Below are 24,169 nucleotides of genomic sequence, written 5' to 3' on the forward strand. Positions count from 1 at the left end.
GCGCCGTTTCGGGCGCGGATCACTCCCGGTATCGCCTGCTTGGATCCTAGGATCGGCAGGGCCGCCGCTTCACCGGGGTGCGGAGCCTGTTGCGAAGTGCGGGCGCCTAGACGCCGAGGCGCAGCGAGTCAAGCTGGACAGCCGCGCCGGCGCCCGCCTAGAGACGCCGCATGATCCTTTCCGGCCCCGACTGCACAACCATGACCGAGGTCCGCGCGGGCGTCGATGCGCTCGACCGCGAGCTCGTCGCGCTGCTGGCCCGGCGCTTCGCCTATATGGACGCCGCCGCGCGCATCAAGCCGGGGCGCGAGGCCGTGCGCGACGAGGCGCGCAAGGCCGAGGTGATCGCCAATGCGCGTGCCGAGGCGGTGCGGCTGGGGCTGCCCGAGGCGGCGATCGGCGACCTGTGGGAGGGGCTGGTCGAGGCGTCGATCGCGTACGAGCTGGCGGCGTTCGACCGGCGGTGATGGCGTAGCGCCCCCTCCCCGTTCGTGCTGAGCGTAGTCGAAGCACCTGCGCCTGGGGCCTGTCCTTCGACTGCGCTCAGGACGAACGGGAGGGGGGTTACTCTGGGTCCTGACTTTCGTTGGGATGACGGATGGGGGCTGGCCGGGGGCGCTTGCCCGCGAGCGCCGACAGCACGCCGCGCAGCGTGCGGATCTCCATCCCGGACCAGGCGGGCTTGGTCAGCAAAGTGCGCAGCGTACGGCGAAGCGCGGGGCCGCGGTCTTCGGGGAAGAAATAGCCGGCGCCGACGAGCATGCCGTCGAGCTGCGCGATCATGCCATCGAGCTCCTCCTGCGAGGACGGGACCGGCATGTCGACCTCGGGCGGCTGGGCGAGAGCCACGCCCTTCGACCATTCGTACGCGACCAGGATCACCGCCTGGGCGAGGTTGAGGCTGCCGAATTCGGGGTTGATCGGCACGGTGATGATCGTCCGCGCGACCGCGACGTCGTCGGTCTCGAGGCCGGAGCGCTCGGGGCCAAACAGAATCGCCGAGCGGCCGGGGCCTGTGTGGATCGCGGTGCCGGCGACTTCCGGGGTGACGACGGGCTTGGTGACGCCGCGCTTGCGCACCGTGGTGGCGTAGACATGCTCGCAGTCGGCGACCGCGTCGGCGACGGTGTCGTAGACCTGCGCGTTCTGGAGGACGATGTCGGCGCCGCTGGCGGCGGGGCCGGCGGTAGGGTTGGGCCAGCCGTCGCGCGGGGATACGAGGCGCATCTCGACGAGCCCGAAATTGAGCATCGCGCGGGCGGCTTTGCCGATGTTCTCGCCGAGTTGGGGGCGGACGAGGATGATGATTGGGGGGGGCGTTTGGGTCTCACCCCGTTCGTCCCGAGTAGATGCCGAGCTTGTCGAGGCATCGTATCGAGGGGCAGGAGGCTGTTTCCTTGCCGCCTCCGACAGCGCTGCCCAGTCCGCACGGAACAGCGCTTCCTTTTTCTTGCGCGACCAGTCCTTGACCTGAAACTCGGCTGCCAGCGCCTCCTGGCGCGACGGGAACTCCTGGCTCCACATCAGCGTCACCGGGCGACGCTTCTGCGTGTAGCCGGCGACCTCACCGAGATTGTGTTGGCCGATCCGGCGTTCGAGGTCATCGGTGTGACCGGTGTAATAGCTGTCGTCGGCGCAGCGGACGATATAGGCCCAGAATGTCATGCGGCGGGCTTATCCCTCGATACGGCATCTCGACAAGCTCGATGCCTACTCGGGACGAACGGAGGGGGGGGTATAGGAGTTCGATCACACCGTTCGTCCCGAGTAGCGATCGAGCGAAGTCGAGAGCGCGTATCGAGGGACAGGGTCGTGAGCGCCGCTATTCCCGCCCCACCTCTTCGACACTCCCGGCGAACGCCTCGAAGTCCTTCGCCTCGCTGAAATCGCGGTAGACGCTGGCGAAGCGGATATAGGCGACCGAATCGAGGCCCTTGAGCCCGTCCATCACCATCTCGCCGATCCGCTTCGACGTGACCTCGTTCTCGCCGAGCGTCTCCAGCTGGCGCTGGATGCCGCTGACGAGTTTCTCGATGCGGACCGGCTCGATCGCGCGCTTGCGGGTCGCGATCGAGAGCGAGCGGAGCAGCTTCTCGCGGTCGAACGGTTCGCGGCGGCCCCCGCCTGCTGAATCGGCGCTCTTCAGCACGAACAGGTCACGCAGCTGGATGCGTTCGAACGTCGTGAAACGCGCGGCGCAGCCTTCGCACTGGCGCCGGCGCCGGATCGCCGCCCCGTCTTCGGTGGGGCGGCTGTCCTTTACCTGGCTGTCTTCATGTCCGCAGAAGGGGCAGCGCATTCAGAGGGTCTTCTTGCCCTTGTAATAGGCATAGCCGGCACCCGCGAGCGCACCGAAGATCGGGCCGATCACGGGAATCGGGATCGCTACCACCGCACCGAGCGCGCTCCACTTGGCCATGCTCTTGCCGAGGCCAGGCGTGCTCTTCACGTCGTTCTGGATTTCATCGAACTTCGACATAGGATCATCCTTCGTAGATGGGGAAGCGCGCACACAGGGCGCGTACGCGGGTCCGAACGTCCGCCTCGACCGCCGGATCCCCGTGTTCGCCCTTTTCGCGCAGGCCGTCGAGCACGTCGGCGACCATGTGGCCGATCTCGCGGAACTCGGCGGGGCCGAAGCCACGCGTGGTGCCAGCGGGGGAACCGACGCGGATGCCGCTGGTCTTGACCGGGGGCAGCGGGTCGTTGGGGATGCCGTTCTTGTTGCAGGTGATCCCGGCGCGCTCGAGCGCCTCGTCGGCGTCGCGGCCGGTGATGCCGAGCGGGGTCAGGTCGACGAGCGCCAGATGCGTGTCGGTGCCGCCCGAGACGAGATCGGCGCCGCGCTCCTTGAGCGTCGCAGCGAGGATCTTGGCGTTCTCGACGACCGCGGCGATGTAGCTCTTGAAGTCGGGCTGCAGCGCCTCGCCGAACGCCACCGCCTTGGCGGCCACGACGTGCATCAGCGGGCCGCCCTGGAGCCCGGGGAACACCGCCGAGTTGAGCTTCTTCGCGATCGCCTCGTCATTGGTCATGATCATGCCGCCGCGGGGGCCGCGCAGCGTCTTGTGCGTGGTCGTGGTGACGACGTGCGCATGGCCGAACGGGGTCGGGTGGAGGCCCGCCGCGACGATGCCGGCGAAATGCGCCATGTCGACCATGAAGTACGCGCCGACCTTGTCCGCGATGGCGCGGAAGCGCGCGAAGTCGATCACGCGCGGATAGGCCGAGCCGCCCGCGATGATGAGTTTGGGCTGGTGCTCGACCGCGAGTGCCTCGACCTGGTCGTAATCGATCAGATGCGTGACGGGGTCGACGCCGTACTGGACCGCGTTGAACCACTTGCCCGACATCGCGGCGCGCGCGCCGTGCGTCAGATGGCCACCGGCGTCGAGGCTCATGCCGAGGATGGTGTCGCCCGGCTTGACCAGGGCGAGCATCACCGCGCCGTTCGCCTGTGCGCCCGAATGCGGCTGGACGTTGGCGAAGCCGCAGCCGAAGATCTGCTTGGCGCGCTCGATCGCGAGCGTCTCGACCTCGTCAGACGGTGCGCAGCCCTGGTAATAGCGCTTGCCGGGATAGCCTTCGGCATATTTGTTGGTGAACACCGAGCCCTGCGCCTCGAGCACCGCCTTCGACACGATGTTCTCCGACGCGATCAGCTCGATCTGCGTCTGTTCGCGGTCGAGTTCGTGCTCGATCCCGGCGAAGATCGCGGGGTCGGCTGCGGCCAGGCCGCGCGTGAAGAAGCCGTCCGGCTGGACGTCTGAGAGGGTCTGGGGCGAAAGGGTCTGGGGCTGGGTGCTCATGCGGGTTCCCTTAGCATGTCGACTCGGTGCTGGTGGCGTCCGCCGAGGAAATCGGCGGTGAGGAAGGCTTCGACGCACGCCTTGGCCATTTCCTCGCCGATCAGGCGGGCGCCGAGCGCGATGGCGTTGGCGTCGTTATGCGATCGGGCAAGGCGGGCGGACAGCGGTTCGGAGACCTGCGCGCACCGGCAGGCCGGGTTGCGATTGGCGGCGATCGCGATGCCGATGCCCGAGCCGCACAGCGCGATCCCGCGCTCGACGCGGCCGTCGGCGAGCGCGGCGGCGATCGCGAAGCCGTAATCGGGATAGTCGACGCTCGCGGTGCCGTCGGTGCCGAGGTCGAGCACGTCATGGCCCTCCTCGCGCAACCACGCGGCGAGCGTGGCCTTGAGCGAGACGGCGGCGTGGTCGGACGCGATGGCGATGCGCATCGGGGAGGTTCCTGTGGCAATCGGGACCCTCGCGGCTTTACCGACAGGTGCGCGCGATTGCCACACCTGTTCGTCCGGGAACGGACACGCGCCGCGATTGGTTGGTCGGTTCTATCCTCGATCAGCGTGGTGCCGACTGATGACCGATTTTTCCGTTCCTGCGCGTACGCGGTGCCTGGCGGCGCTGCTCGCCCTCGGGCTCGCCGCGTGCTCCGGCCCGGCGCCCGAGACCCGCAGCGACGGCAACATGACGTCTGCCGGTGCCATCGACAACAGCGTGATCCCCGCTCAGGCCCCTGCCCCGGCCGGAAACACCGAGCCGGCTGCGGCGGCGATCGACTATACCGGGCGCTGGATCGGTGTCGAAGGCATGTATCTCAATATTGCGCCCACGAGCGTGCCGGGGCGCTATCGGCTCGACATGCAGTGGGACCTCGACAATTCGGGCAAGTTCGAAGGTGTCGCGCGCGGCGACACCATCGTGTTCGAGCGCCGCGGCACGCGCGAGACGCTGCGCCCCACCGACGGCGAGCAGACCGGTCTCAAATATCTGGCAGGCAAGACAAAGTGCCTGACGGTCAAGCCGGGCGAAGGCTATTGCCGCGACTGATTCCCGCGCTAGGTTGGTCCTCGTGACGCCATCGCCATCCACTGCGGATACCGCCCGGGCCTATCTGGCCGACATGCTGTTACGGACCGGCGGCGAGGACCGCGCGGCCTTTGACGAACTCTACCGGCTGACCAATGCGAAGCTTTTCGGGATCACGCTGCGTATCTGTGGCGAACGACAGGCCGCGGAGGATGTGCTGCACGAGGTCTACATCACGATCTGGAAACGGGCGAGCGGCTGGGAGCCGGGGCGCGCGAGCCCGATCACCTGGCTGGCGACGATCGCGCGCAACCGCGCGATCGACTGGCGCCGGGCCCAGGGCGTGCGCCGGACCAGCTCGATCGACGACGCGCCCGACATTGCCGACCCCAGCGAGGGTGCGGAGCGCGCGATGCTCGCGAACGAGGACACCCGCCGGTTGCTCGACTGCCTGGACGGGTTGGACGGGCAACAGCGCGACGCGATCCGCACCGCGTTCTTCGATGGCGTGACCTATGCCGAGCTGGCGATCGCGCGTGCGGTGCCGCTGGGCACGATGAAGAGCTGGGTCCGCCGCGGCCTCGCACGGCTGAAGGATTGCCTGCGTGGCTGACCCCGATGTCGACCTGACCGCGGCCGAACTGGCGCTGGGCCTGCTGGACGGCGAGGAGCGCGCCGCCGCGCTGCGCCGGCTGCTTGCCGAACCCGGGTTCGCAGCGGAGGTGGAATGGTGGCGCGAGCGGTTCGCGGCGTTGTTCGACCTGTGGCCGGAGGTCGCGGCGGGACCGCACGTGGCCGCGCGGATCGCCGCGACGCTGGACGGCACGCCGGTCGCGGCGAGGACGCGGTGGCCTTGGCCGGTGCTCGCCGCGGTCAGTAGCGCGATCGCGGCGTGCCTGTTGCTGTTCATCGCGATCGATCCGCGGCCGAGCGCGCCGGTGTCGCAACCGGTGCCGGCCGCACGCCCGACGAGCTTGCTGATCGCGACGCTGACGGGCGATGGAGACGACGCGGCGGGTCCGGTGGCGGCAGCGTTCGACGCCGCCGCGGGGTCGCTGCGGATCGCCGCGGCGCCGGCGGTGGACGCGGACAAGGTCGCGCAGTTGTGGGCGATCGGCGGCGACGGAGTGCCGCATCCGCTGGCGCTGCTGGCGCGGACGCCAGCGACGCTCAGGCTGACGCCTGCGGATCGCGCGCGGATCGTGGCGGGCGCGGTGCTGGCGATTTCGGTCGAGCCGACGGGCGGTTCGCCGACCGGGCTGCCGACGGGGCCGGTGATCGCGAAGGGTGTGCTCGCGCGGGTTTGAGGCGGGGCCGCTGGCCTTGCAACGACCGTCATCCTGACGACCGTCAGGATCCAGGGTAACAGGGGCTGCGCTGCTTGGCTCTGGGTCCTGACTTTCGTCAGGATGACGAAGAAGGGCGCGTACCGCCGCCTTGCCGTCACCCCAGCGTAGGCTGGGGTCTTCCGATTGGTGAGCGGAGCGTCCGCCCCACGGAAATCCCAGCCTGCGCTGGGATGACGGGTGGGGAGGCGTGACCCCCAGCCTTCGCCGGGATGACGGATGCCAGGTCTAGTGGACCGTGGCGCGCAGGGTGGCGCGGACGCCGGTGTGGGTGGCGTCGTATTCGACGATCGACTGCAGGCTCTGCGCCATCGCGCGGATGAGCTTGGTGCCGAGGCCGGTGCCGCGCGGGGTGGCGTCGGCGGGCATGCCGCAGCCATCGTCCTCGACCGCGAGCAGGAACGCATCGCCATCCGCCCGGAGCGCGACGCGGACTTCGCCGGCGCCGAGCGGATAGGCGTATTTGCACGCGTTGGTGACGAGTTCGGTGACGATGATGCCGAGCGACACCGCCCGATCGGTCGACAGCCGGATCGGTTCGGCGACGATGCTGAGCGCGCGCGGCAATGCGTCGGTCGACCAGGTCTCGGCCAGTTCCTCGACCAGCGCGCCGAGATATTCGCGCATGTCGACGCTCTCGACGTCGTTGGTGGTGTAGAGCCGGCGGTGGACCTGCGCGATCGCCTGGATCCGGCGCTGCGTGTCCTCCAGCGCCTCGCGTGCCGCCGGGTCGACGAGCGCGGTCGACTGCAGCCGGACCATCGCCGAGACCAGCTGCAGCGAATTGGCGACACGGTGGTTGACCTCGCTGAGCAGCGCCTCGAGCCGCGCATTGGTCGCGCGCAGTTCGGCCTCCGCGGTCGCCTTGGCCTGTTCCAGCGTGGCGCGCGCGCGGACCTGTTCGAACGCGGCGGCGAGCAGGTCGAAGAAATCATTGCCGACGGTCTTCACGACATAGTCGGCCGCCCCGGCTTTCAGCGCGGCGACGGCGATGCGGCCCTCTTCCGATCCGGTCACATAGACGATCGGCGGCGTGTCGGGCAGTTTCGCCAGCTCGGCGATCGTCTCCAGCCCGTCCATACCGGGCATGTAGTGATCGACCGCGATCAGGTCGAAATGGTCGGCGGCAGCGCGCACACAGCCCTCCGCGCCGCCCTCGGCCACGGTCACGTCATAGCCGCGCCGGCCGAGCGCACGCGCGGCCAGCCGGCGGATACCCGCATCGTCGTCGATATAGAGGACGCGGGTCACCTAGCGTCAGGCCTCGATCTCGGGGACCTGGATCACCGAGAGGAACAGCCCGAGCTGGCGAATCGCGGTGGCGAAGCTTTCGTAGTTCACCGGCTTGGTGATGTAGACGTTGCAGCCGAGATCGTAGCAGCGCTGGATCTCGACCTTGTCGTCGGTCGTGGTCAGCACGACGACGGGCGTGCGGCGCAGCGGACTGCCCTCCGCCTTGATCCGCAGCAGGATGTCGGTGCCGCTCATGTCGGGCAGGTTGAGGTCGAGCAGGATGAGCGCCGGGCCGTTGAGCGCGGGGCCGTCGGGCGCGTTGAACAGGAAGTCGAGCGCGGTGCCGCCGTCGGTGAAATGGCGGATCGCGTTGGAGATGCCCGCGCGGCGGATGTTCTTCTCGATGAGGCGGGCATGGCCCTCGTCATCCTCGATCATCACGATGCCGACGGTCTGGTGTTCGCTCATGCTTTCGGGTCCTGCACGGTCAAAGTCTTGGGAAGGTTGAGGCGGAAGGTCGCACCCTCGCCCAGTTCGGAGGCCAGGTCGATAGTGCCGCCAAGGCGATAGGCCAGCGCACGCACATGCGCGAGCCCGATCCCCTCGCCCGGCTGGTCCTGCGCGCCCGAGCGGCGGAACAGGTCGAACACGCGGGCATGGTCGCGGGTATCGATGCCGCGGCCATTGTCGGCGACCGACAGCACCACGCGGCCGCGCTCTTCGTGGCCCGAGACGGTAATGACGCCGGGACGGCCGGGCTTCAGATACTTGGTCGCATTCTCGATCAGGTTCGACAGGATCTGCTCGATCGCGAGGCGGTCGCTGACGAGCCCCGGGATCGTGCCTTCGACGCTGACCGTTGCCCCGCGATCGTCGATGATGTGCTGCATCGATCCGCAGATATTGGCGACGATCTCGGCCACGTCGAGCCGCTCGGGCGCAATCACGCGGCGGCCTTCGCGCGACAGCTTGAGGATCGCGTTGATCAGCCGGTCCATCTTCTGCGTCGAGGTGCGGATGAAGCCGACCGCCTCGGGCAGGTCCTCGCGCACCGCGAGCCGCGCATCCTCGGTGACGATCTCGGGCGCGGTCGCCTCGGCGCGTTCGAGCAGTTCCTCGAGCGGGGCGACGGTAGCGGCGAGCTCGGCGGTGAAGCCCATCACGTTGACCAAGGGCGAGCGCAGGTCGTGGCTGACGATATAGGCGAAGCGCTGGATCTCGTCGTTCGCCAGGCTGAGGTCCGCAGTGCGTTCGGCGACCTGCTCCTCGAGCGTCTCGTTGAGCGTGTTGAGGCTGTCGCGCGAGCGGGTGAGGTCGCGGGTGTAGCGCATCACCGTCGTCACCGAGAGGATCGCGACGACCAGCAGGATCAGCCCGGCGATGCCGAGCACGATGTAGAACGCGCGGACGCTGCGGACCTGGTCGGCGTCGCGGATCTTCAGCAGGCGGCGTTCCTCTTGCGCCATGTGCGCGGCGAGCCGGCGGATCGTCATCATCCGCTTCGCATCGGTTTCGGCGAAGAACAGCGCGATTGCCTCGCGCCCGCGACCTTCGCGGACCAGCGAGACGGTCAGGTCGCGCTGGCGCTGGAGATCGGCGACGAGCGCGACCAGCCTGGCGTAGCTGGCACGTTGGCGCGGATTGTCGGCGGTCAGCGTGCTGACGCGGGCCAGCGTCGCGGGCTGCTTCGCGCGGTTTGCGAGGTAGGTGTCGAGGTAGATCGGCGCGCGGGTGATCAGATAGCCGCGGCGCGGGGTCTCGCCCTGCTCGATCGCAATGCTGGCCTGCGCGATCGCGAGCTCGACCTCATAGGTGTGGTTGACCCAGCGGACATGCTCCTGGTTGCGGCCGGTCAGCCAGGCGGCGGCGATGCCCGCAGCGATCAGGCTGGCGAACCCGAGGACCATGCAGGCGAGCAGGACGCGACCGATCGGCCGGGTGTTCGCGACGAGCTTGATCCGGGTCTGGCGCATCCGCGCGTGCTAGCGCTCTGCCGGGGAGATTGCCAGCGGTGTTCGGATTTCGTTCCGGGCATCGGCGCAGGCGATGCAGCAGGCGCGCTAGAGCAGCAGGTCCTGGGCGCTGGGGCGCCCGACCGCGCCGCCGCCGCTGCGACGGTCCATCTCGGCATTGGCAGTGAAGCGGATGTCGGGATCCCGGTCGGTGAGGAAGCCCATCAGCGAATCATGGTCGATCTCGCGCCAGCCCTTGCCGCGGTCGGGACCGTAGCGGACGCGCGGGATCAGACCGGGGTTGGTCGACCATTCGATCAGCTGCGCGACGCTCGCCTCGTTGAGCTGGTCGCGCAGGTGGAACGCCGTGACGTACGCGTCGGGAAACGCGCGGTGCGCAGGCAGCCCGCGTTCGTGGTCGATGCCGTACGGGCGGCGCCAGTAGCGCAGCACCTGGTTGGAGAAGCTCGGCGAATCGGGCCAGAGCCGGAGCGCGCACTTCCAGGTGCAGATCCAGTCGGCGCCCTTGGTCAGCGTGGGCGTGCAGAATTGCTGTTCGAAATCGGCGCGGTGCGCGGCGAGCGCGACGCGGCGCGGCCAGGGATCGAGCACGCGGCGTGCGACGTCGTGCCAGAACGGCGCGTCGGCGACCTGATCGTCGAGGATATGGTGGATCGCCTGCGTCACCGGCGGGATCGGCCGGCCCGGATTGACGAGGATGCTGCCGCCCTCGCCGTCCAGCTCCCAGCGGCCGTCCTCGCCGAGCGCGACGTCCTGCCAGCCGATCTCGCAGACCCCGTGCGCGGGCGGGGCGGACCCGGTCGTCTCGAGGTCGACGACGCGGATGATCTGGGGCTGGGGCTTGGGAGGCATCGGGAGCTAGGTGGGCGTTCGGGTGGAGAATTGCCAGTTTTTCCGAGCCCGCTCGACGTCGCGACGCGGCGCGCCCAACCCTGGCCACACATCGTCATCCCAGCGAAGGCTGGGATCTTCCCGGGGCGAGTGCCGCGCTTCCCAACGGGAGACCCCAGCCTTCGCTGGGGTGACGGATGGGGGATGGGGGATGGGGGGTGGGGAAGACTGACGGCGGGACAGCGTCAGTCCAGATACGCATCCTCGTGGTCGACATCCATCTCGCGCACGCCGCGGCGGCTGCGGGCGCGGTCGACGAGCTTGCGCAGGCCCTCGCGGCGGTCGCGCGCCATGGGGACGTCGCGCAGCACGAACTCGCCGCCCATCGTGGTGCGGTCGCTCGAGGTCAGGACGATGGTGCCGATGTCGACCATCTGGTTGAGCAACGAATAGCCGAGCCGGACGTCCTTGATCCGGTAGAGCTCGATCTCGTCGATCGTCTTGAACAGGATGCCGCGCTTCACGATCAGGCGCTGGTCGGTGACCTCGTAGCTGGCGGCGCGGTTCTTGAGCCAGCGGACGCCGATCAGCACGAAGCCGATTCCAACGAGACAGGTGAGCAACGTCCCCCAGCCGGCGAAGCTGCCGAGCAGCCAGCGTGCGGTGCTGGACCGGAACTCGTCGACGGGACGTTCCACGCGTACAACTCCTTGGAAAGCGGGCACGGTACGCATGCCCGTCGGGCTGTCAATCGGCTCGCACGACGCCGCTTTGCGCGAGCTGCGCATCGACCTGTGCGAGCAGCGCGTCGAGCCCGGCCTGGTCGCGCGCCTCGGCCCGCGCTGTCAGCATCGCCTGCGTGTTCGAGGCGCGGAGCAGCCACCAGCCATCGGGCGTGGTGACGCGCGCGCCGTCGATATGGTCGACGGTCGCTCCCTCCGCGACGAGCCGCGCCAGCACTTCGTCGACCACCGCGAATTTCCGCTGTTCCGCGACCGGAAAGCGCAGGTCGGGCGTGTTGACGAAGCGCGGCATCGCGTCGAGCAGGTCGGTCAGCGTGCCGCCCGACAGATGCACCGCGCGGATCAGCCGGATCGCGGCATAATGCGCGTCGTCGAACCCGTAATAGTCGCCGGCGAGAAACACATGCCCGCTGAGCTCGCCGCCGAGCGGAGCGCCGGTCTCGACCATCCGCGCCTTCATCAGGCTGTGCCCCGTCGCGGCCATGCTGGGGGTGCCGCCGAGCGCGACGATCCGGTCGAACAGGCCCTGGCTCGACTTGACGTCGGCGACGATCGTCGCGCCCGGCGTCTCACGCAGCTGGGGTTCGACCAGAATGGAGAGGATCTGGTCGCCCCACAGCACCCGCCCCTGCGCGTCGACCGCGCCGATCCGGTCGCCATCGCCGTCGAAGGCGATACCGAAATGGAGGTTCTTGTCGACGACCAGGCGCTTCAGGTCGGCCAGGTTGGCCTCGACGCTGGGATCGGGATGATGATTGGGAAAATGGCCGTCGACATCGGCGAAGATCACGTGATGCTCACCCGGCAGGCGCTGGACGAGTTGCTCGACGACCGGGCCCGACGCGCCGTTGCCGGTGTCCCAGCCGATCCGGTAGGTCCCGCCCGCATAGCCGAGCATGAGCCGGTCGACATAGGCGTCCTGGACGTCGGCTTCGGTGACGGCCCCTGCCCCCGCCTCCCAGTCGCCGATGGCGGCGAGGCGGGCGAGGTCCTGGATGTCGTCGCCCGAAAATGGCGCGTGGGCGTGCACCAGCTTGAAGCCGTTATAGTCGCCGGGATTGTGGCTGCCGGTTACCTGGATGCCGCCGTCCACCTCTAAGATCGCCTCGGCGAAATAGAGCATCGGGGTCGGGCCGAGACCGATCCGGACGACGTCGACGCCGCTCGCCACGAGGCCGGCGACCAGCGCGGCTTCGAGGTCGGGGGACGAGAGCCGGCCGTCATAGCCGACCGCGACTCGGGTCCCGCCCGCGCGGCGGACGCGCGTCGCGAAGCCGCGGCCGGTCGCGTGCGCGTCGGCGGGGCCGAGCGACGGACCGACGATGCCGCGGATGTCGTATTCGCGGAGGATTTCAGGGGCGAAGTGATGGGTCATGCTGTCGTCGCCGTGTTCAGATCTCAACGTGCCCCTCCCCCCGTTCGTCCTGAGCGTAGTCGAAGGACAGTGCCACGAACCTGTCCTTCGACTTCGCTCAGGACGAACGGAAGGGGGCGGACGGGTCAGAGCCGCTTCAGCAGCAGATCGCGCGCCGCGTTGACGCGCCGCGCGAGGTCCGCCGAGCCGCCGCGATCGGGATGGACGCTCGCCACGAGCCGGCGGTGCGCGGTGCGGATCGCGTCCGCGTCGGCGCCGCGGTCGAGTCCGAGAATCGCGCGCGCCTCAGCCTCGTCGGTGACGCCGCGGGGCTTCGGTTTCGGGCGGAGATAATACCAGGCGAGCCAGATGAAGAGGCCGGCGACGATCCACTTCACGCAGCCGCCCTCACGCGGCGACGCCGGGTTGCTCGGCGGCGATCTCGGGGAGTTGAAGCGCAGCCATCATCTCGCGCAGTTCCTGACGCGCGGCGACGTGACCCAGGCCCATCGCGCCGAACTGCTTCGAATCGATCATCGTCAGCCCGGCGGGGAACATCTCGCGGTAGATGACGCGTTCGCCCAGACCTGGAATGATGCGGAAGCCGACGCGTTTGGCGAGTTGCGCGAGCGCGTCCGAGACGCGGCGCATGTTGCGTGCCTCGATATGCTGGAGGCGGTTGCGCAACACGACCCAGTCGATCGTGGTGCCGTCGGCGCGCGCGCGCTGCTTGCGCGCATCCCAGATCAGCTCCGAATAGAAGCTGGGGCGCGTCACCTGATAGGTCTCGGGATCGACCTGTCCGATCAGGTCGAAATCGACGAAGCTGTCGTTCATCGGCGTGACGAGCGTGTTGGCGAGCGCGGCCGCGGTCCGCGCGAACGGATCGTCGCGGCCGGGGGTGTCCACCACCAGGAAATCGGCCTGTTCGGACAGCCCGTGCCACAGATCCTCGAACTGGTCCTCGGACTGGTCGGACAACGTCGCGTGGATCGGCATTGGCAGCGGCGCGCCGTTGCGGCGGACGGTCTCGGCGCGGTTGTCGAGATAGCGGCCGACGGTGCGCTGGCGGTGATCGAGGTCGAGGCAGGCGACGCGCGCGCCCCGCGCGGCGAGCGCGATCGCGACGTGGACCGCAGTCGTCGACTTGCCCGTCCCACCCTTTTCATTGGCGAACACGATGACGTGGGGCGCCTGGGCGGGACTCTGTGCAGAGCTCTGGTCGGGAGCCGTGGGCAATTCGTGGTTCCTTCTGCGACGAAGATGGGTTGATAGTCGGTTGCCCCCTTCATAGAAGCCGCGACCGCCTTTATCGAGTAGGAGTTTGCCGTGGACGTCGTCCGGGACCTGAATGCCTTGCGCGCAAGCGTCGCCGCCCTGCGCGGCGGGGACACGCGCATCGCGCTGGTGCCGACGATGGGCGCGCTGCACGCGGGCCATGTCGCGCTGATCGAGGCGGCGAAGCGGCCGGGGACCAGGGTCGTCGCGTCGATCTTCGTCAACCCGACGCAGTTCGGACCGAACGAGGACCTGTCGCGCTATCCCCGGCGCGAGATGGCCGATATCCGGATGCTGACCGAAGCGGGCTGCGACCTGCTCTGGCTGCCGTCGGTCGAGACGATGTACCCCGACGGCTTCGCGACGAGCGTGCGCGTGACGGGCGTCAGCGACGGCTTCGACGGCGCGTCGCGACCGGGGCATTTCGACGGCGTCGCGACCGTGGTCTCGAAACTGTTCGGCCAGGTCGAGCCCGATGCCGCCTATTTCGGCGAGAAGGACTATCAGCAGCTCGCGGTCGTCCGCCGCTTCGTCGCCGACCTGAACTTCGCGATCGATATCGTCGGGGTACCGACGCAGCGCGACGACGACGGGCTCGCGATGTCGTCGCGCAACATCTATCTCGACGACGAACAGCGCCGCCAGGCGATCACGCTGCCCCGCGCGCTGGGCGTCGCGGCACGGGCGATCGCGCGCGGCGAGGATGTCGAGCCGGTGCTCGACGATGCGCGCACCATGCTGGCGGCCGCGGGGTTCGAGATCGACTATGTCGCGCTCGCCGACGCCGAGACGCTGACCGAACATCCGGCGGCGGATCGGCCGCGGCGCCTGCTGGCGGCAGCGCGGATGGGCGGCACGCGGCTGATCGACAATATCGCGATCGACCCGGTCGGCCCCGTCTGACCTGCCGTTAACCCATTAACCATTTCGTAGCCCGACTCGGTGCAGGCTGCCTCCACGATCATTGGGGGCAGACCATGGCAAGCAGAGTGAAGAGTGGAAATTTCGTCGTCGAGAGCCGGCTCGCAGCCGCAGCGCGGGGCGACGACCGGGCCTATTACGATCTGGGGATGGTCTATTCGACCGGGGCCTCGGGGATCGGCGTCGACCTGATCGAGGCGCACAAATGGTTCAACCTCGCCGCGGTCGCGGGCAACGTCGCCGCGCAGGAATGCCGCGCGGAGATCGCGGAGGACATGACCGCACGCGAGATCTCGGTCGCGCAGCGGGCGGCCAGGGACTGGCTCGGCATGACGCAGCGTAGGGCGGCGTAGGCGCGGCTTCGTCTACTCGCCGTCGTCCTGAACTTGGTTCGGGATCCACCGTGCGGCAGACGCTTCGTCCAAGGGGGGAGCGGGGCGCTTGCGGCGCGGTGGATGCTGAAACGAGTTCAGCATGACGGGGGGGGGTGAGGCGGCGGGGCGGCTTATCCGCCTCTTCGTCATCCTGAACTTGGTTCAGGATCCACCGCGCGGCAGACGCTTCGCCCAGGGGGGAGCGGGGCGTCTGCGGCACGGTGGATGCTGAAACGAGTTCAGCATGACGGGAATGAGGTTGCGGGGGGCCCGGCTTAAACGCCTCTTCGTCATCCTGAACTTGGTTCAGGATCCACCGTGCGGCAGACGCTTCGCCCACGGGGGGAGCGGGGCGCCTGTGGCACGGTGGATGCTGAAACGAGTTCAGCATGACGGGGGGATTAGGCTTCGGCCTTTTTCGCGGGGGCCTTTTCCGCGGGGGCCTTCTTTGCTGCGGGCTTCTTGGCCGCCGGCTTTTTCGCTGCGGCCTTTTTCGCCGGTGCCTTCTCGGCCGCATCCTTGGCCGGGGCCTTCTTGGCGGCCGGCTTCTTGACCGCCTTCTTCTTCTTCGTCGCGGGCGCTGCCGCCGCCCGGGCGTCGATCAGCGAGGCGGCTTCCTCGAGCGTCAGCTGGTCCTTCTCGATCGATTTGGGCAGCGTCGCGTTGGTCGTGCCGTCGGTGACGTAGGGACCGTAGCGGCCCTCCATCAGCTTGATTTCCGCCTCGGTCCGCGGATGCGCGCCGAGGATCTTGAGCGGGGCCTGGGCGCCGCGCTGCTGGCGACCGCCGCCGGCCGCGGCTTCGGCGAGCTTGACGACCGCGGCGTTCATCCCCGTCTCGAACACGTCCTGCGTCGAGCTGAGGCGCGCATATTTGCCGGCGTGCTTCAGATACGGCCCGAACTTGCCGATCGCGGCGAGGATCGGTTCGCCCGTCTCGGGGTGCGTGCCAACGGTGCGCGGGAGGCTGAGCAGTTTCAACGCCCATTCGAGGTCTAGCTCGCCGATGTCCTTCGGGATCGACGCCATCTTCCGGGTCTCGCCCTCGCCGATCTGGATGTACGGGCCGAACCGCCCCGACTTGCGCTCGACCGGCAGGTTGGTGTCGGGATCGACGCCGAGCGTCGAGGGACCCGTGTCGTCGCCCTCCCCGCCCGGCTGCGCGAAGCGGCGCGTGAACTTGCACTCGGGATAGTTGGAGCACGCGATGAACGCGCCGAACTTGCCGCCGCGCAGCGCGAGCTGGCCCTCGCCGCAATTGGGGCAGAGGCGGGGATCGCCGCCGTCGGCGCGCTCGGGGAAGAGATAGGGCGCGAGGAAGGTGTCGAGTTCGGCGGTGATCGCCGATGGCTGCTGCTCCATCACCTCGGAGGTGCGCGGCTTAAAGTCGCGCCAGAACGCGTCGAGCACCGACTGCCACTGCGCGCGGCCGCCCGAGACGTCGTCGAGTTCCTCCTCGAGCTCGGCGGTGTAATCATAGCCGACATATTTCTCGAAGAAGCGTTCGAGGAACGCGGTCACCAGGCGGCCGGATTCCTCGGCGAAGAAGCGGTTCTTCTCGATCCGGACGTACGCGCGGTCCTTGAGCGTCTTGATGATCGAGGCATAGGTGGACGGGCGGCCGATGCCGAGTTCCTCCATCCGCTTGACCAGCGAGGCTTCGGAGAAGCGCGGGGGCGGCTGGGTGAAATGCTGTTCGGCGTCGACCTTCTTCTTGGCAGGCGAATCGCCCTCGCGCATCCGCGGCAGGCGACGCGAATCCTCGTCGGCCGAATCGTCCGAGCCTTCCTCGTAGAGCGCGAGATAGCCGGGGAAGAGGACGACCTGGCCGGTGGCGCGCAGGATGTTGCGGCCGGTACCGTCGGCCATCTCGACCGTGGTGCGCTCCATGCGGGCCGACGCCATCTGGCTGGCGAGCGCGCGCTTGAAGATCAGGTCGTAGAGGCGGGCGTGATCGCCGCCGCCGGCCTTGTCCTTCGAGAAGTCGGTGGGGCGGATCGCCTCGTGCGCTTCCTGCGCATTCTTCGCCTTGGACTGGTACTGGCGCGGCTTGTCGGGGACGTAGCTCGCGTCGAAGCGGTTCGCGACGGCGAGGCGCGCGGCCGAGATCGCGCTCGAATCCATCTGCACGCCGTCGGTACGCATGTAGGTGATCGCGCCGTCCTCGTAGAGGCCCTGCGCGATCCTCATCGTGTGGTCGGCGGAGAAGCCCAGTTTGCGCGACGCCTCCTGCTGCAGGGTGGACGTCGTGAACGGCGGCGGCGGGTTGCGGCCGGCCGGCTTGGTCTCGACCGACTGGACCGAGAAATTGCCGTCGAGCACCGCCTGCTTCGCCCGCAGCGCATCGCCTTCGTTGCCGATCGACAGGCGGTCGAGCTTGGCGCCCTCGAACTGCGTCAGCCGCGCGGTGAAGGCAGTGCCGTCATGCTCCATGTCGGCGGTGACCGACCAATATTCCTGCGGCTTGAAGACGTCGATCTCGCGCTCGCGCTGGACGATCAGACGGAGCGAGACGGACTGGACGCGGCCGGCCGACTTGGCGCCGGGCAGCTTGCGCCACAGCACCGGCGAGAGCGTGAAGCCGACGAGGTAATCGAGCGCGCGGCGGGCGCGATAGGCGTCGATCAGGTCGTCGTCGAGCTCGCGCGGGTTCTTCATCGCCTCGGTCACCGTCGCCTTGGTGATCGCGTTGAAGGTGACGCGCTCGACCTCCTTCGGCAGCGCTTTGCGCGCACGCAGCACTTCGCGGACGTGCCAGCTGATCGCCTCGCCCTCGCGATCCGGATCGGTCGCGAGGATCAGCCGGTCGGCGGTCTTGGCGAGATCGGTGATCGCCTTCAGCTGCTTCGACTTGTCCGCGTAATTCTCCCACGTCATCGCGAACGCATCGTCGGGATCGACCGAGCCGTCCTTGGGCGGCAGATCGCGGACATGGCCGTAGCTGGCCAGCACGCGGTAATCGCTGCCGAGATATTTCTCGATGGTCTTCGCCTTGGCGGGCGATTCGACGATGACAAGCTGCATGGGGAAAGTCGGTCCTTACGTGTACGCATGCGAGGGTGGCGGGGTCGCAGCGCGTTAGTCAAGCAATCGGCTGGGGCAAAGGACCGAGTGATCCTTGCCCTTGGCGGGGCAGGATGACGGCTTAGAGACTCACCCTGCCGCCGGCGTGACGAGCGAGCCGGCCGGCGAGTTCCAGTTCGAGCAGAACGGTCTGCACGATCGCGGGCGGCAGGTCGGACTGGCGGACGAGTTCGTCGATCCCGACCGGGACCGGGCCGAGCAGCGCGACGAGCCGGCGGCGGTCGCCGTCGGTCGCGTCCTCCGGCGGCGGGCCGACGAAGCGGTCGATAGGCGCGCGGACCGAGCGCGGGTCGAACGGGCGGATCTGTTCGAGCACGTCGGCGGCGGACTGGACCAGGATCGCGCCGTCCCGGATCAGCAAATTGCAACCCTGGGCGCGTGGATCGAGCGGGCTGCCGGGCACCGCCATCACCTCGCGCCCGGCCTCGGCGGCGAGCCTGGCGGTGATCAGCGAGCCCGAGCGCGGCACCGCCTCGACCACCACGGTGCCGATCGCGAGCCCGGCGATGATCCGGTTGCGCGACGGGAAGTTGCGCGCGCGCGGCTCGGTGCCGGGCGGCTGTTCGGCGATCAGCAGGCCGCGCTGTGCGATATCCTCCTGCAGCGCGGCGTTTTCAGGGGGGAAGGCGATGTCGATGCCGCTGGCGATCACGCCGATCGTGCTGCTGCCGCCCCGCGAACCGAGCGCGCCGACATGCGCGGCGGTGTCGATGCCGCGCGCCAGGCCCGAGACGACGCTGGTCCCGGCCTCCGCCATCTCCAGCCCGAGCTGGCGCGCGAAGCGGCAGGCGGCGGCCGAGGCGTTGCGCGCGCCGACGATCGCGACGCAGGGGCGGCGGAGATGCGCGGAGTCGCCGCGCAGGATGAGCGCGGGCGGTGCGGTGTCGGTGGCGGCGAGCAACGGCGGGTAGCCGGCATCGTCGAGGAAGAGATAGCGGCCGCCGATCCTGGCCGTCGCGGCAATCTCTCGGTCGATCATCGCGCGATCGGCGACCGGCGGCGCGCGCCCCCCGCCGCGGGCGGCGAGCATCGGCAGCGCGGCGAGCGCGGCGTCGGCGTCGCCGAAGCGCGCGATCAACTGGCGATAGGTGACCGGACCGATTCCCGCGGTGCGCACCAGACGCAGCCGCGAGAGGGGGTCAGCCACGCGATCGGCCGATGCGCGGCTCGGTGCCCGACAACAGCCGGGCGACGTTCTCGCGGTGCTTCCACAGCACGATCAGCGCGAGCGCGAGCAGCAGGAGGACGAGGTCGAACCGGCCCAGCAACGCGGCGCCGACGGGGGCGCTGACCGCGGCGGCCATGCCGGCGACCGACGAGATCCGCAGGCCGGCGAGCAGGCCGAGCCACACGACCGCGAAGACGAGACCGAGCGGCCAGTGGAGCGCGAGGACGATTCCCATCAGGATCGCGACGCCCTTGCCGCCGCGAAAGCCGAGCCAGACCGGATAGCAATGGCCGAGGAACGCCCCCGCGGCGGCGAGGGGCGCGTTGCCCGGGAACAGCCGGTCGACCAGCAGCACCGCGACCGCGCCCTTGGCGAGATCGAGCAGCAACGTCGCAGCGGCGAGGCCCTTGCGGCCGGTGCGCAGCACGTTGGTCGCGCCGATATTGCCCGACCCGATCGTGCGCAGGTCGCCCGCACCCGCGAGCCGCGTCAGGATGACGCCGAACGGGATCGACCCCAGCAGATAGCCGAGGACGAGCGACAGCGTCGGCGCGACCCAGAGAATTTCAGTCTTCAAGATACCCCCGTTCGAACCGGATATACGCGGTCGCGGTGGGCGCGCCAACACCTGTGTCGGGGTGCCCTCCCGTCATTCCCCTCTCCCGTCCTCATCTCCGTCATCCTGACGAACGTCAGGATCCAGGGTTACGGACGTAGCGCTGCTGGGCTCTGGATCCTGACGTTCGTCAGGATGACGGACCGGAGGGACGAGGGAGACCGTGCAATTTGCCTTCCGGCTGCGCTAAGGCCCGTGCGATGACGACCGGTCCGATCCTGTTCTTCGATTCGGGCGTGGGCGGTCTGTCGATCGTCGCGCCGGCGCGCGCGCTGCTGCCGACCGCGCCGTTCGTCTATGCGGCCGACTCGGCGGGGTTTCCCTATGGCACCAAGTCCGAGACGGAGATCGCGGCGCGGGTGCCGGTGCTGCTGGGGCGGCTCGCCGAGCGCTATCGCCCGAGCCTGATCGTGATCGCGTGCAACACTGCCTCGACGATCGCGCTGCCGGTGGTGCGCGCGGCGCTCGACCTGCCGGTGGTCGGCACGGTGCCCGCGATCAGACCCGCCGCGCTGCTGTCGCGGACGCGGACGATCGGCGTGCTGGGGACGCAGGCGACGGTGCGGCAGGCCTATGTCGACGATCTCGCCGCGCGGTTCGCGGGCGACTGCAGCGTGCTGCGTCACGGATCGGCCGAGCTGGTCGAGCTGGCGGAGGCGGCGCTGCACGGACGCGACGTCGCGCCCGAGCGCTACGCCGCGGTGCTGGAGGGGTTGTTCGGGCAGCCGGGGGGCGAGCGGATCGACGTGATCGTCAACGCCTGCACGCATTTCCCGCTGGTCGAGGCCGAGCTTGCCGCCGCCGCGCCCGGCGTGCGGTTCGTCGATGGCGGACCCGGCATCGCGCGGCGAATCGCGCACCTGACCGCGGGCGCGGTGTGGCCCGAGTCGCCGGCACCGGGGACCGCGGTGTTCACGCGGCTGGGCGAGGACGAGCGCGCGCTGGCGCCGGCGCTTGCCGCGCGCGGGTTCGCGCAGCTCGAGCAGCTGTGACCCCGGGACAATCTGTCCGGTTGAATGCTGCGCCCGCTGTGGCAATGTAGCGCCAGGACGAGGGAAGCGATCACCGTCATCGCGGGATTGCGCTGGAATGAAGTGGAAGCGAAGCGTAGTGGGCTACCCCATGAACACGGACGGCCCCATGCCGGTGCACGGCACCGACAGCCCCCAGACCCTGCAACCCCGAGTCGATTATTCGCGCGTCTTCACGCAGGCGATCGACCGGCTGCACGCCGAGGGACGCTACCGCGTCTTCATCGACATCCTGCGCAACAAGGGCGCGTTCCCCAATGCGCGCTGCTTCGCCGGGCATAACGGGCCCAAGCCGATCACGGTGTGGTGCTCGAACGACTATCTCGCGATGGGCCAGCACCCCAAGGTGATCGCGGCGATGGAAGAGGCGCTGCACGACGTCGGCGCCGGTTCGGGCGGCACGCGCAACATCGGCGGCAACACGCATTACCATGTCGACCTGGAGGGCGAGCTCGCCGACCTGCACGGCAAGGAAGCCGCGTTGCTGTTCACCAGCGGCTACGTCTCGAACGAGGCGACGCTGGCAACGCTCGCGAAAGTGCTGCCGGGGTGCATCATCTTTTCGGACGAGCTGAACCACGCGTCGATGATCGCGGGGATCCGCAATTCGGGGTGCGAGAAGCGCGTCTTTCGCCACAACGACCTCGCGCATCTCGAGGAACTGCTGGCCGCCGAAGACCCGACCGCGCCGAAGCTGATCGCGTTCGAGAGCGTCTATTCGATGGAAGGCGACATCGCGCCGATATCGGACATCTGCGACCTCGCCGACCGCTACAACGCGCTGACCTATTGCGACGAAGTCCATGCGGTCGGGATGTACGGCGCGCGCGGCGGCGGGATTTCGGAGCGCGACGAGGTGGCGCACCGGATCACGATCCTCGAAGGGACGCTCGGCAAGGCGTTCGGCGTGATGGGCGGCTACATCGCCGCGGACCGCACGATCGTCGACGTGATCCGCAGCTACGCGCCGGGGTTCATCTTCACCACGAGCCTGTCGCCGGTGCTGGTCGCGGGCGTGCTGGCGAGCGTCCGCCACCTCAAGGCGTCGAGCGTCGAGCGCGACGGGCAGCAGGCCTCGGCCGCGATGCTCAAGGCGATGCTGAAGGACGCCGGGCTGCCGGTGATGATCGGCGACACGCATATCGTGCCGCTGATGGTCGGCGATCCCGTCAAGGCGAAGAAGATTTCCGACGTGCTGCTCGCCGAATACGGCGTGTACGTGCAGCCGATCAACTACCCGACCGTGCCGCGCGGGACCGAGCGGCTGCGCTTCACCCCGGGGCCGGCGCATACCGAGGCGATGATGCGCGAGCTGACCGACGCGCTGGTCGAGATCTGGGGCCGGTTGGAGTTGCGGAAAGCGGCGTAGACGCTACCCGATCCTCCCCCGCCAGGGGGAGGTGGCGCCGAAGGCGACGGAGGGGGCCGACACGGAACCGACGTTACCCTTCCCGCCCCCTCCGTCAGGCTGCGCCTGCCACCTCCCCCTGGCGGGGGAGGATTGTTCCTTCCCTCAGAGCGCCCGTACCGCCGCCACCATCATCCGGCCGGTCAGCCGCGCCGTCTCGTCCTCCGAGAGTTGGGGGCGCGATAGCGTGCGGTGGCCGAGGCCGAACATGAAGGCGAGGACGAGTTCCTCGGCGCCTTCCAGCTGAGTCGCGGTGAGGTCGGGATTGGCGACGCAGGCGAGTTCGCTGATCACGTCGCGAAACCCCTGGCACAGCCCGCCGATGGAATCGGCGACTCCGGGGTTGCGATGCGCCTCTGCCATGATCTCGAACGACAGCGCCTCGTCGCCCTTCGACAAAGCGCGACGCGCGAGTTCGACGAACGCGACCTCGATCGTGATCCGCCCCGCGGTCGCGTCTTCGCAGATCTTGCTGAGTTCCAGTTCCTTGGCGGCGGCGTCCTCGAGGACGATCGCCTGGATGATCGCGTCCTTGCCCGTGAACAGGCGATAGATCTGGCCGACGCTGACGTCCGCCGACTGCGCCAGTTCGGACATCGCGGTCTTGTGAAACCCCTGAGTCGAAAAGAGATGACGAGCCGTGGCGACGATCCGATCGCGGCTGCACAGGTCATGCTGCACTGCAGCCAAAATACATCTCCAGACACGTTTCTTGTTGACGGACCGGTTGCACGTTCGTAGCGGCGGCGCAAGCGGAATGAACGTTCATTCCGCGCGGCCGCTTTGGCCGCGGGGCGTTGGAAAGCAAACTATGCGTCGATCGGACATCACAGGATCCATGGCTCTGGGCGCGTTCGTCCTGGTGGCCGCGTGCAGCAAGCCGGCACCGGCGCCGCCGCCGACTCCGCAGGTCGGGGTGGTCCAGGTGACCGAGCAGTCGGTGACTCTGTCGAGCGAGCTTCCGGGGCGGATTACCGCGGTGGAGACGTCCGAAGTGCGTCCGCAGATCAGCGGCGTCATCCGTCGCCGGCTGTTCGCCGAGGGATCGATGGTGCGCGCCGGACAGACGCTGTACGAGATCGAGGACGCCCCCTATCGCGCCGCGCTCGGCACCGCGCAGGGCCAGCTTGGCGCCGCGCAGGCCCAGATCAACGCGACCCGCCTGCAGGCCCAGCGCTATAGCGAACTCGTCCGCGTGAACGCGGTGTCGAAGCAGGAAGCGGACAACGCGACCGGCTCCGCCGCACAGGCGCGCGCCAATGTTGCAGCGCAGCGTAGTGCGGTCGAGGCTGCTCGCGTCAACCTGAACTTCACGCGGATCAAGGCGCCGATCTCGGGCCGCATCGGCCGATCGCTGTTCACCGCGGGCGCGCTGGTCCAGACCGGCCAGGCCGACCCGCTGGCGACGATCCAGCGCACCGACACCGTCTATGTCGACGTCACCCAGTCGGCCGCCCAGCTGCTCGACCTAAAGGCGGCGATGCAGTCGGGCGAGGTCACCGGCGGCGGCCAGGGCGCACGCGTCCAGCTGATCCTGCCCAACGGCCAGACCTATCCGATCGAGGGTCGCCTGCAGTTCGCCGAAGTCACGGTCGACCAGACCACCGGCGCGGTGACGCTGCGCGCGAGCTTCCCCAACCCCACGGGCATGTTGCTGCCGGGCATGTACGTCCGCGCGAAGCTGGTCGAGGGTACGCAGTCCAAGGCGATCCTGGTTCCGCAGCGCGCGGTCAGCCGCGACGAGCGCGGCAACCCGACCGTGATGGTCGTCGGTGCCGACAACAAGGTCGCACCGCGCGTGCTGAAGACCGACCGAACGCAGGGCGACAACTGGATCGTCACCAGCGGCGTCAAGCCCGGCGACAGGATCATCGTCGAGGGCGGCATGATGCTGCGTCCCGGCGCGGTGGTGAAGGCGACCCCGTGGAACCCCAATGCGAAGCCGGCAGCCGCCAGCGCCCCGGCACAGGGTAAGTAACCG

General features: G+C 68.9%; 26 protein-coding genes. 9 read left to right on the forward strand and 17 right to left on the reverse strand.

Annotated features, from left to right (window positions below; translation table 11 throughout):
- Nucleotides 1-170 precede the first annotated feature (170 nt).
- Complete coding sequence (locus FSB78_RS13970; protein WP_147083211.1) at nt 171-467, forward strand: chorismate mutase; 297 nt, start codon at nt 171-173, stop codon at nt 465-467.
- Nucleotides 468-564: 97 nt separating this feature from the next.
- On the opposite strand, the gene FSB78_RS13975 is transcribed toward FSB78_RS13970, so the two are convergent.
- From FSB78_RS13975 to rpiB, 5 genes are all read right to left on the reverse strand, one after another.
- Nucleotides 565-1,665: a TrmH family RNA methyltransferase gene (locus FSB78_RS13975; protein ID WP_147083212.1), complete on the reverse strand. Its 1,101-nt coding sequence runs from the start codon at nt 1,663-1,665 to the stop codon at nt 565-567.
- Between the two features lie 157 nt (nt 1,666-1,822).
- Complete coding sequence (gene nrdR, locus FSB78_RS13980) at nt 1,823-2,299, reverse strand: transcriptional regulator NrdR (protein WP_147083213.1); 477 nt, start codon at nt 2,297-2,299, stop codon at nt 1,823-1,825.
- On the reverse strand, nt 2,300-2,479 hold the full coding sequence (locus FSB78_RS13985) for a hypothetical protein (protein WP_147083214.1): 180 nt from the start codon (nt 2,477-2,479) through the stop codon (nt 2,300-2,302).
- A 4-nt stretch (nt 2,480-2,483) separates the two neighbouring features.
- Complete coding sequence (gene glyA, locus FSB78_RS13990; protein ID WP_147083215.1) at nt 2,484-3,809, reverse strand: serine hydroxymethyltransferase; 1,326 nt, start codon at nt 3,807-3,809, stop codon at nt 2,484-2,486.
- On the reverse strand, nt 3,806-4,240 hold the full coding sequence (gene rpiB, locus FSB78_RS13995; RefSeq protein WP_147083216.1) for a ribose 5-phosphate isomerase B: 435 nt from the start codon (nt 4,238-4,240) through the stop codon (nt 3,806-3,808). The genes glyA and rpiB overlap by 4 nt, the downstream gene beginning before the upstream one ends.
- Nucleotides 4,241-4,379: 139 nt before the next feature.
- Between rpiB and FSB78_RS14000 the strand changes: the two genes are divergently transcribed.
- The 3 genes from FSB78_RS14000 (at nt 4,380) to FSB78_RS14010 (ending at nt 6,136) form a co-directional block, all read left to right on the forward strand.
- Nucleotides 4,380-4,850 carry a hypothetical protein gene (locus FSB78_RS14000; RefSeq protein WP_147083217.1) on the forward strand — a complete coding sequence of 157 codons (471 nt, stop codon included), beginning with the start codon at nt 4,380-4,382 and terminating at the stop codon, nt 4,848-4,850.
- 73 nt (nt 4,851-4,923) lie between these two features.
- Complete coding sequence (locus FSB78_RS14005) at nt 4,924-5,442, forward strand: sigma-70 family RNA polymerase sigma factor (protein WP_147083218.1); 519 nt, start codon at nt 4,924-4,926, stop codon at nt 5,440-5,442.
- Complete coding sequence (locus FSB78_RS14010; RefSeq protein WP_242008296.1) at nt 5,435-6,136, forward strand: anti-sigma factor; 702 nt, start codon at nt 5,435-5,437, stop codon at nt 6,134-6,136. Before FSB78_RS14005 ends, FSB78_RS14010 begins: the two co-directional genes overlap by 8 nt.
- A 267-nt stretch (nt 6,137-6,403) precedes the next feature.
- On the opposite strand, the gene FSB78_RS14015 is transcribed toward FSB78_RS14010, so the two are convergent.
- From FSB78_RS14015 to FSB78_RS14050, 8 genes are all read right to left on the reverse strand, one after another.
- Nucleotides 6,404-7,426, reverse strand: coding sequence for a sensor histidine kinase (locus tag FSB78_RS14015; RefSeq protein ID WP_147083220.1), 1,023 nt, complete (start codon nt 7,424-7,426; stop codon nt 6,404-6,406).
- A 6-nt stretch (nt 7,427-7,432) separates the two neighbouring features.
- Nucleotides 7,433-7,876: a response regulator gene (locus tag FSB78_RS14020; protein WP_147083221.1), complete on the reverse strand. Its 444-nt coding sequence runs from the start codon at nt 7,874-7,876 to the stop codon at nt 7,433-7,435.
- Nucleotides 7,873-9,381 carry a sensor histidine kinase gene (locus FSB78_RS14025; protein WP_147083222.1) on the reverse strand — a complete coding sequence of 503 codons (1,509 nt, stop codon included), beginning with the start codon at nt 9,379-9,381 and terminating at the stop codon, nt 7,873-7,875. The genes FSB78_RS14020 and FSB78_RS14025 overlap by 4 nt, the downstream gene beginning before the upstream one ends.
- Nucleotides 9,382-9,468: 87 nt before the next feature.
- The gene (locus tag FSB78_RS14030; RefSeq protein ID WP_147083223.1) at nt 9,469-10,233 is read right to left on the reverse strand and encodes a 3'-5' exonuclease; all 765 of its coding nucleotides are present in this window, start codon (nt 10,231-10,233) and stop codon (nt 9,469-9,471) included.
- Nucleotides 10,234-10,457: 224 nt separating this feature from the next.
- Nucleotides 10,458-10,910 (reverse strand): PH domain-containing protein, encoded by a 453-nt coding sequence (locus FSB78_RS14035; RefSeq protein ID WP_242008299.1) that lies wholly within the window; start codon nt 10,908-10,910, stop codon nt 10,458-10,460.
- Nucleotides 10,911-10,959: 49 nt separating this feature from the next.
- Nucleotides 10,960-12,330, reverse strand: a complete 1,371-nt coding sequence (gene pgmG / locus FSB78_RS14040) for a phosphoglucomutase/phosphomannomutase PgmG (protein ID WP_147083225.1) — start codon at nt 12,328-12,330, stop codon at nt 10,960-10,962.
- A gap of 125 nt (nt 12,331-12,455) precedes the next feature.
- On the reverse strand, nt 12,456-12,707 hold the full coding sequence (locus FSB78_RS14045; RefSeq protein ID WP_147083226.1) for a DnaJ domain-containing protein: 252 nt from the start codon (nt 12,705-12,707) through the stop codon (nt 12,456-12,458).
- Nucleotides 12,708-12,717: 10 nt separating this feature from the next.
- Nucleotides 12,718-13,548: a division plane positioning ATPase MipZ gene (locus FSB78_RS14050; RefSeq protein ID WP_147083227.1), complete on the reverse strand. Its 831-nt coding sequence runs from the start codon at nt 13,546-13,548 to the stop codon at nt 12,718-12,720.
- A gap of 90 nt (nt 13,549-13,638) precedes the next feature.
- Here FSB78_RS14050 and panC point away from each other — a divergent pair, with 90 nt between their 5' ends.
- Together panC and FSB78_RS14060 are read left to right on the forward strand one after the other, a co-directional pair.
- Nucleotides 13,639-14,490, forward strand: coding sequence for a pantoate--beta-alanine ligase (panC, locus tag FSB78_RS14055; RefSeq protein WP_147083228.1), 852 nt, complete (start codon nt 13,639-13,641; stop codon nt 14,488-14,490).
- A 74-nt stretch (nt 14,491-14,564) separates the two neighbouring features.
- Nucleotides 14,565-14,861, forward strand: a complete 297-nt coding sequence (locus FSB78_RS14060) for a hypothetical protein (protein WP_147083229.1) — start codon at nt 14,565-14,567, stop codon at nt 14,859-14,861.
- 422 nt (nt 14,862-15,283) lie between these two features.
- On the opposite strand, the gene topA is transcribed toward FSB78_RS14060, so the two are convergent.
- The 3 genes from topA to plsY form a co-directional block, all read right to left on the reverse strand.
- Nucleotides 15,284-17,905 carry a type I DNA topoisomerase gene (gene topA / locus FSB78_RS14065; protein WP_147083230.1) on the reverse strand — a complete coding sequence of 874 codons (2,622 nt, stop codon included), beginning with the start codon at nt 17,903-17,905 and terminating at the stop codon, nt 15,284-15,286.
- A gap of 121 nt (nt 17,906-18,026) precedes the next feature.
- The gene (gene dprA / locus FSB78_RS14070) at nt 18,027-19,112 is read right to left on the reverse strand and encodes a DNA-processing protein DprA (RefSeq protein ID WP_147083231.1); all 1,086 of its coding nucleotides are present in this window, start codon (nt 19,110-19,112) and stop codon (nt 18,027-18,029) included.
- Nucleotides 19,105-19,710, reverse strand: a complete 606-nt coding sequence (plsY, locus tag FSB78_RS14075) for a glycerol-3-phosphate 1-O-acyltransferase PlsY (RefSeq protein ID WP_147083232.1) — start codon at nt 19,708-19,710, stop codon at nt 19,105-19,107. The genes dprA and plsY overlap by 8 nt, the downstream gene beginning before the upstream one ends.
- 239 nt (nt 19,711-19,949) lie before the next feature.
- On the opposite strand from plsY, the gene murI reads away from it, so the two are divergent.
- Nucleotides 19,950-20,741, forward strand: a complete 792-nt coding sequence (gene murI / locus FSB78_RS14080) for a glutamate racemase (protein ID WP_147083233.1) — start codon at nt 19,950-19,952, stop codon at nt 20,739-20,741.
- 148 nt (nt 20,742-20,889) lie between these two features.
- Nucleotides 20,890-22,149, forward strand: coding sequence for a 5-aminolevulinate synthase (gene hemA / locus FSB78_RS14085; RefSeq protein ID WP_147084223.1), 1,260 nt, complete (start codon nt 20,890-20,892; stop codon nt 22,147-22,149).
- 144 nt (nt 22,150-22,293) lie between these two features.
- Here the strand turns inward: hemA and FSB78_RS14090 are convergent, their stop codons facing one another.
- Nucleotides 22,294-22,869, reverse strand: a complete 576-nt coding sequence (locus FSB78_RS14090; RefSeq protein WP_338419989.1) for a TetR/AcrR family transcriptional regulator — start codon at nt 22,867-22,869, stop codon at nt 22,294-22,296.
- Between the two features lie 157 nt (nt 22,870-23,026).
- Between FSB78_RS14090 and FSB78_RS14095 the strand changes: the two genes are divergently transcribed.
- Entirely contained in the window at nt 23,027-24,166 is a 1,140-nt protein-coding gene (locus FSB78_RS14095; protein WP_242008300.1) for an efflux RND transporter periplasmic adaptor subunit, read from the forward strand.
- Nucleotides 24,167-24,169: the final 3 nt, after the last annotated feature.

It is taken from the genome of Sphingomonas ginsenosidivorax (genome assembly GCF_007995065.1).
Taxonomy (GTDB): domain Bacteria; phylum Pseudomonadota; class Alphaproteobacteria; order Sphingomonadales; family Sphingomonadaceae; genus Sphingomonas; species Sphingomonas ginsenosidivorax.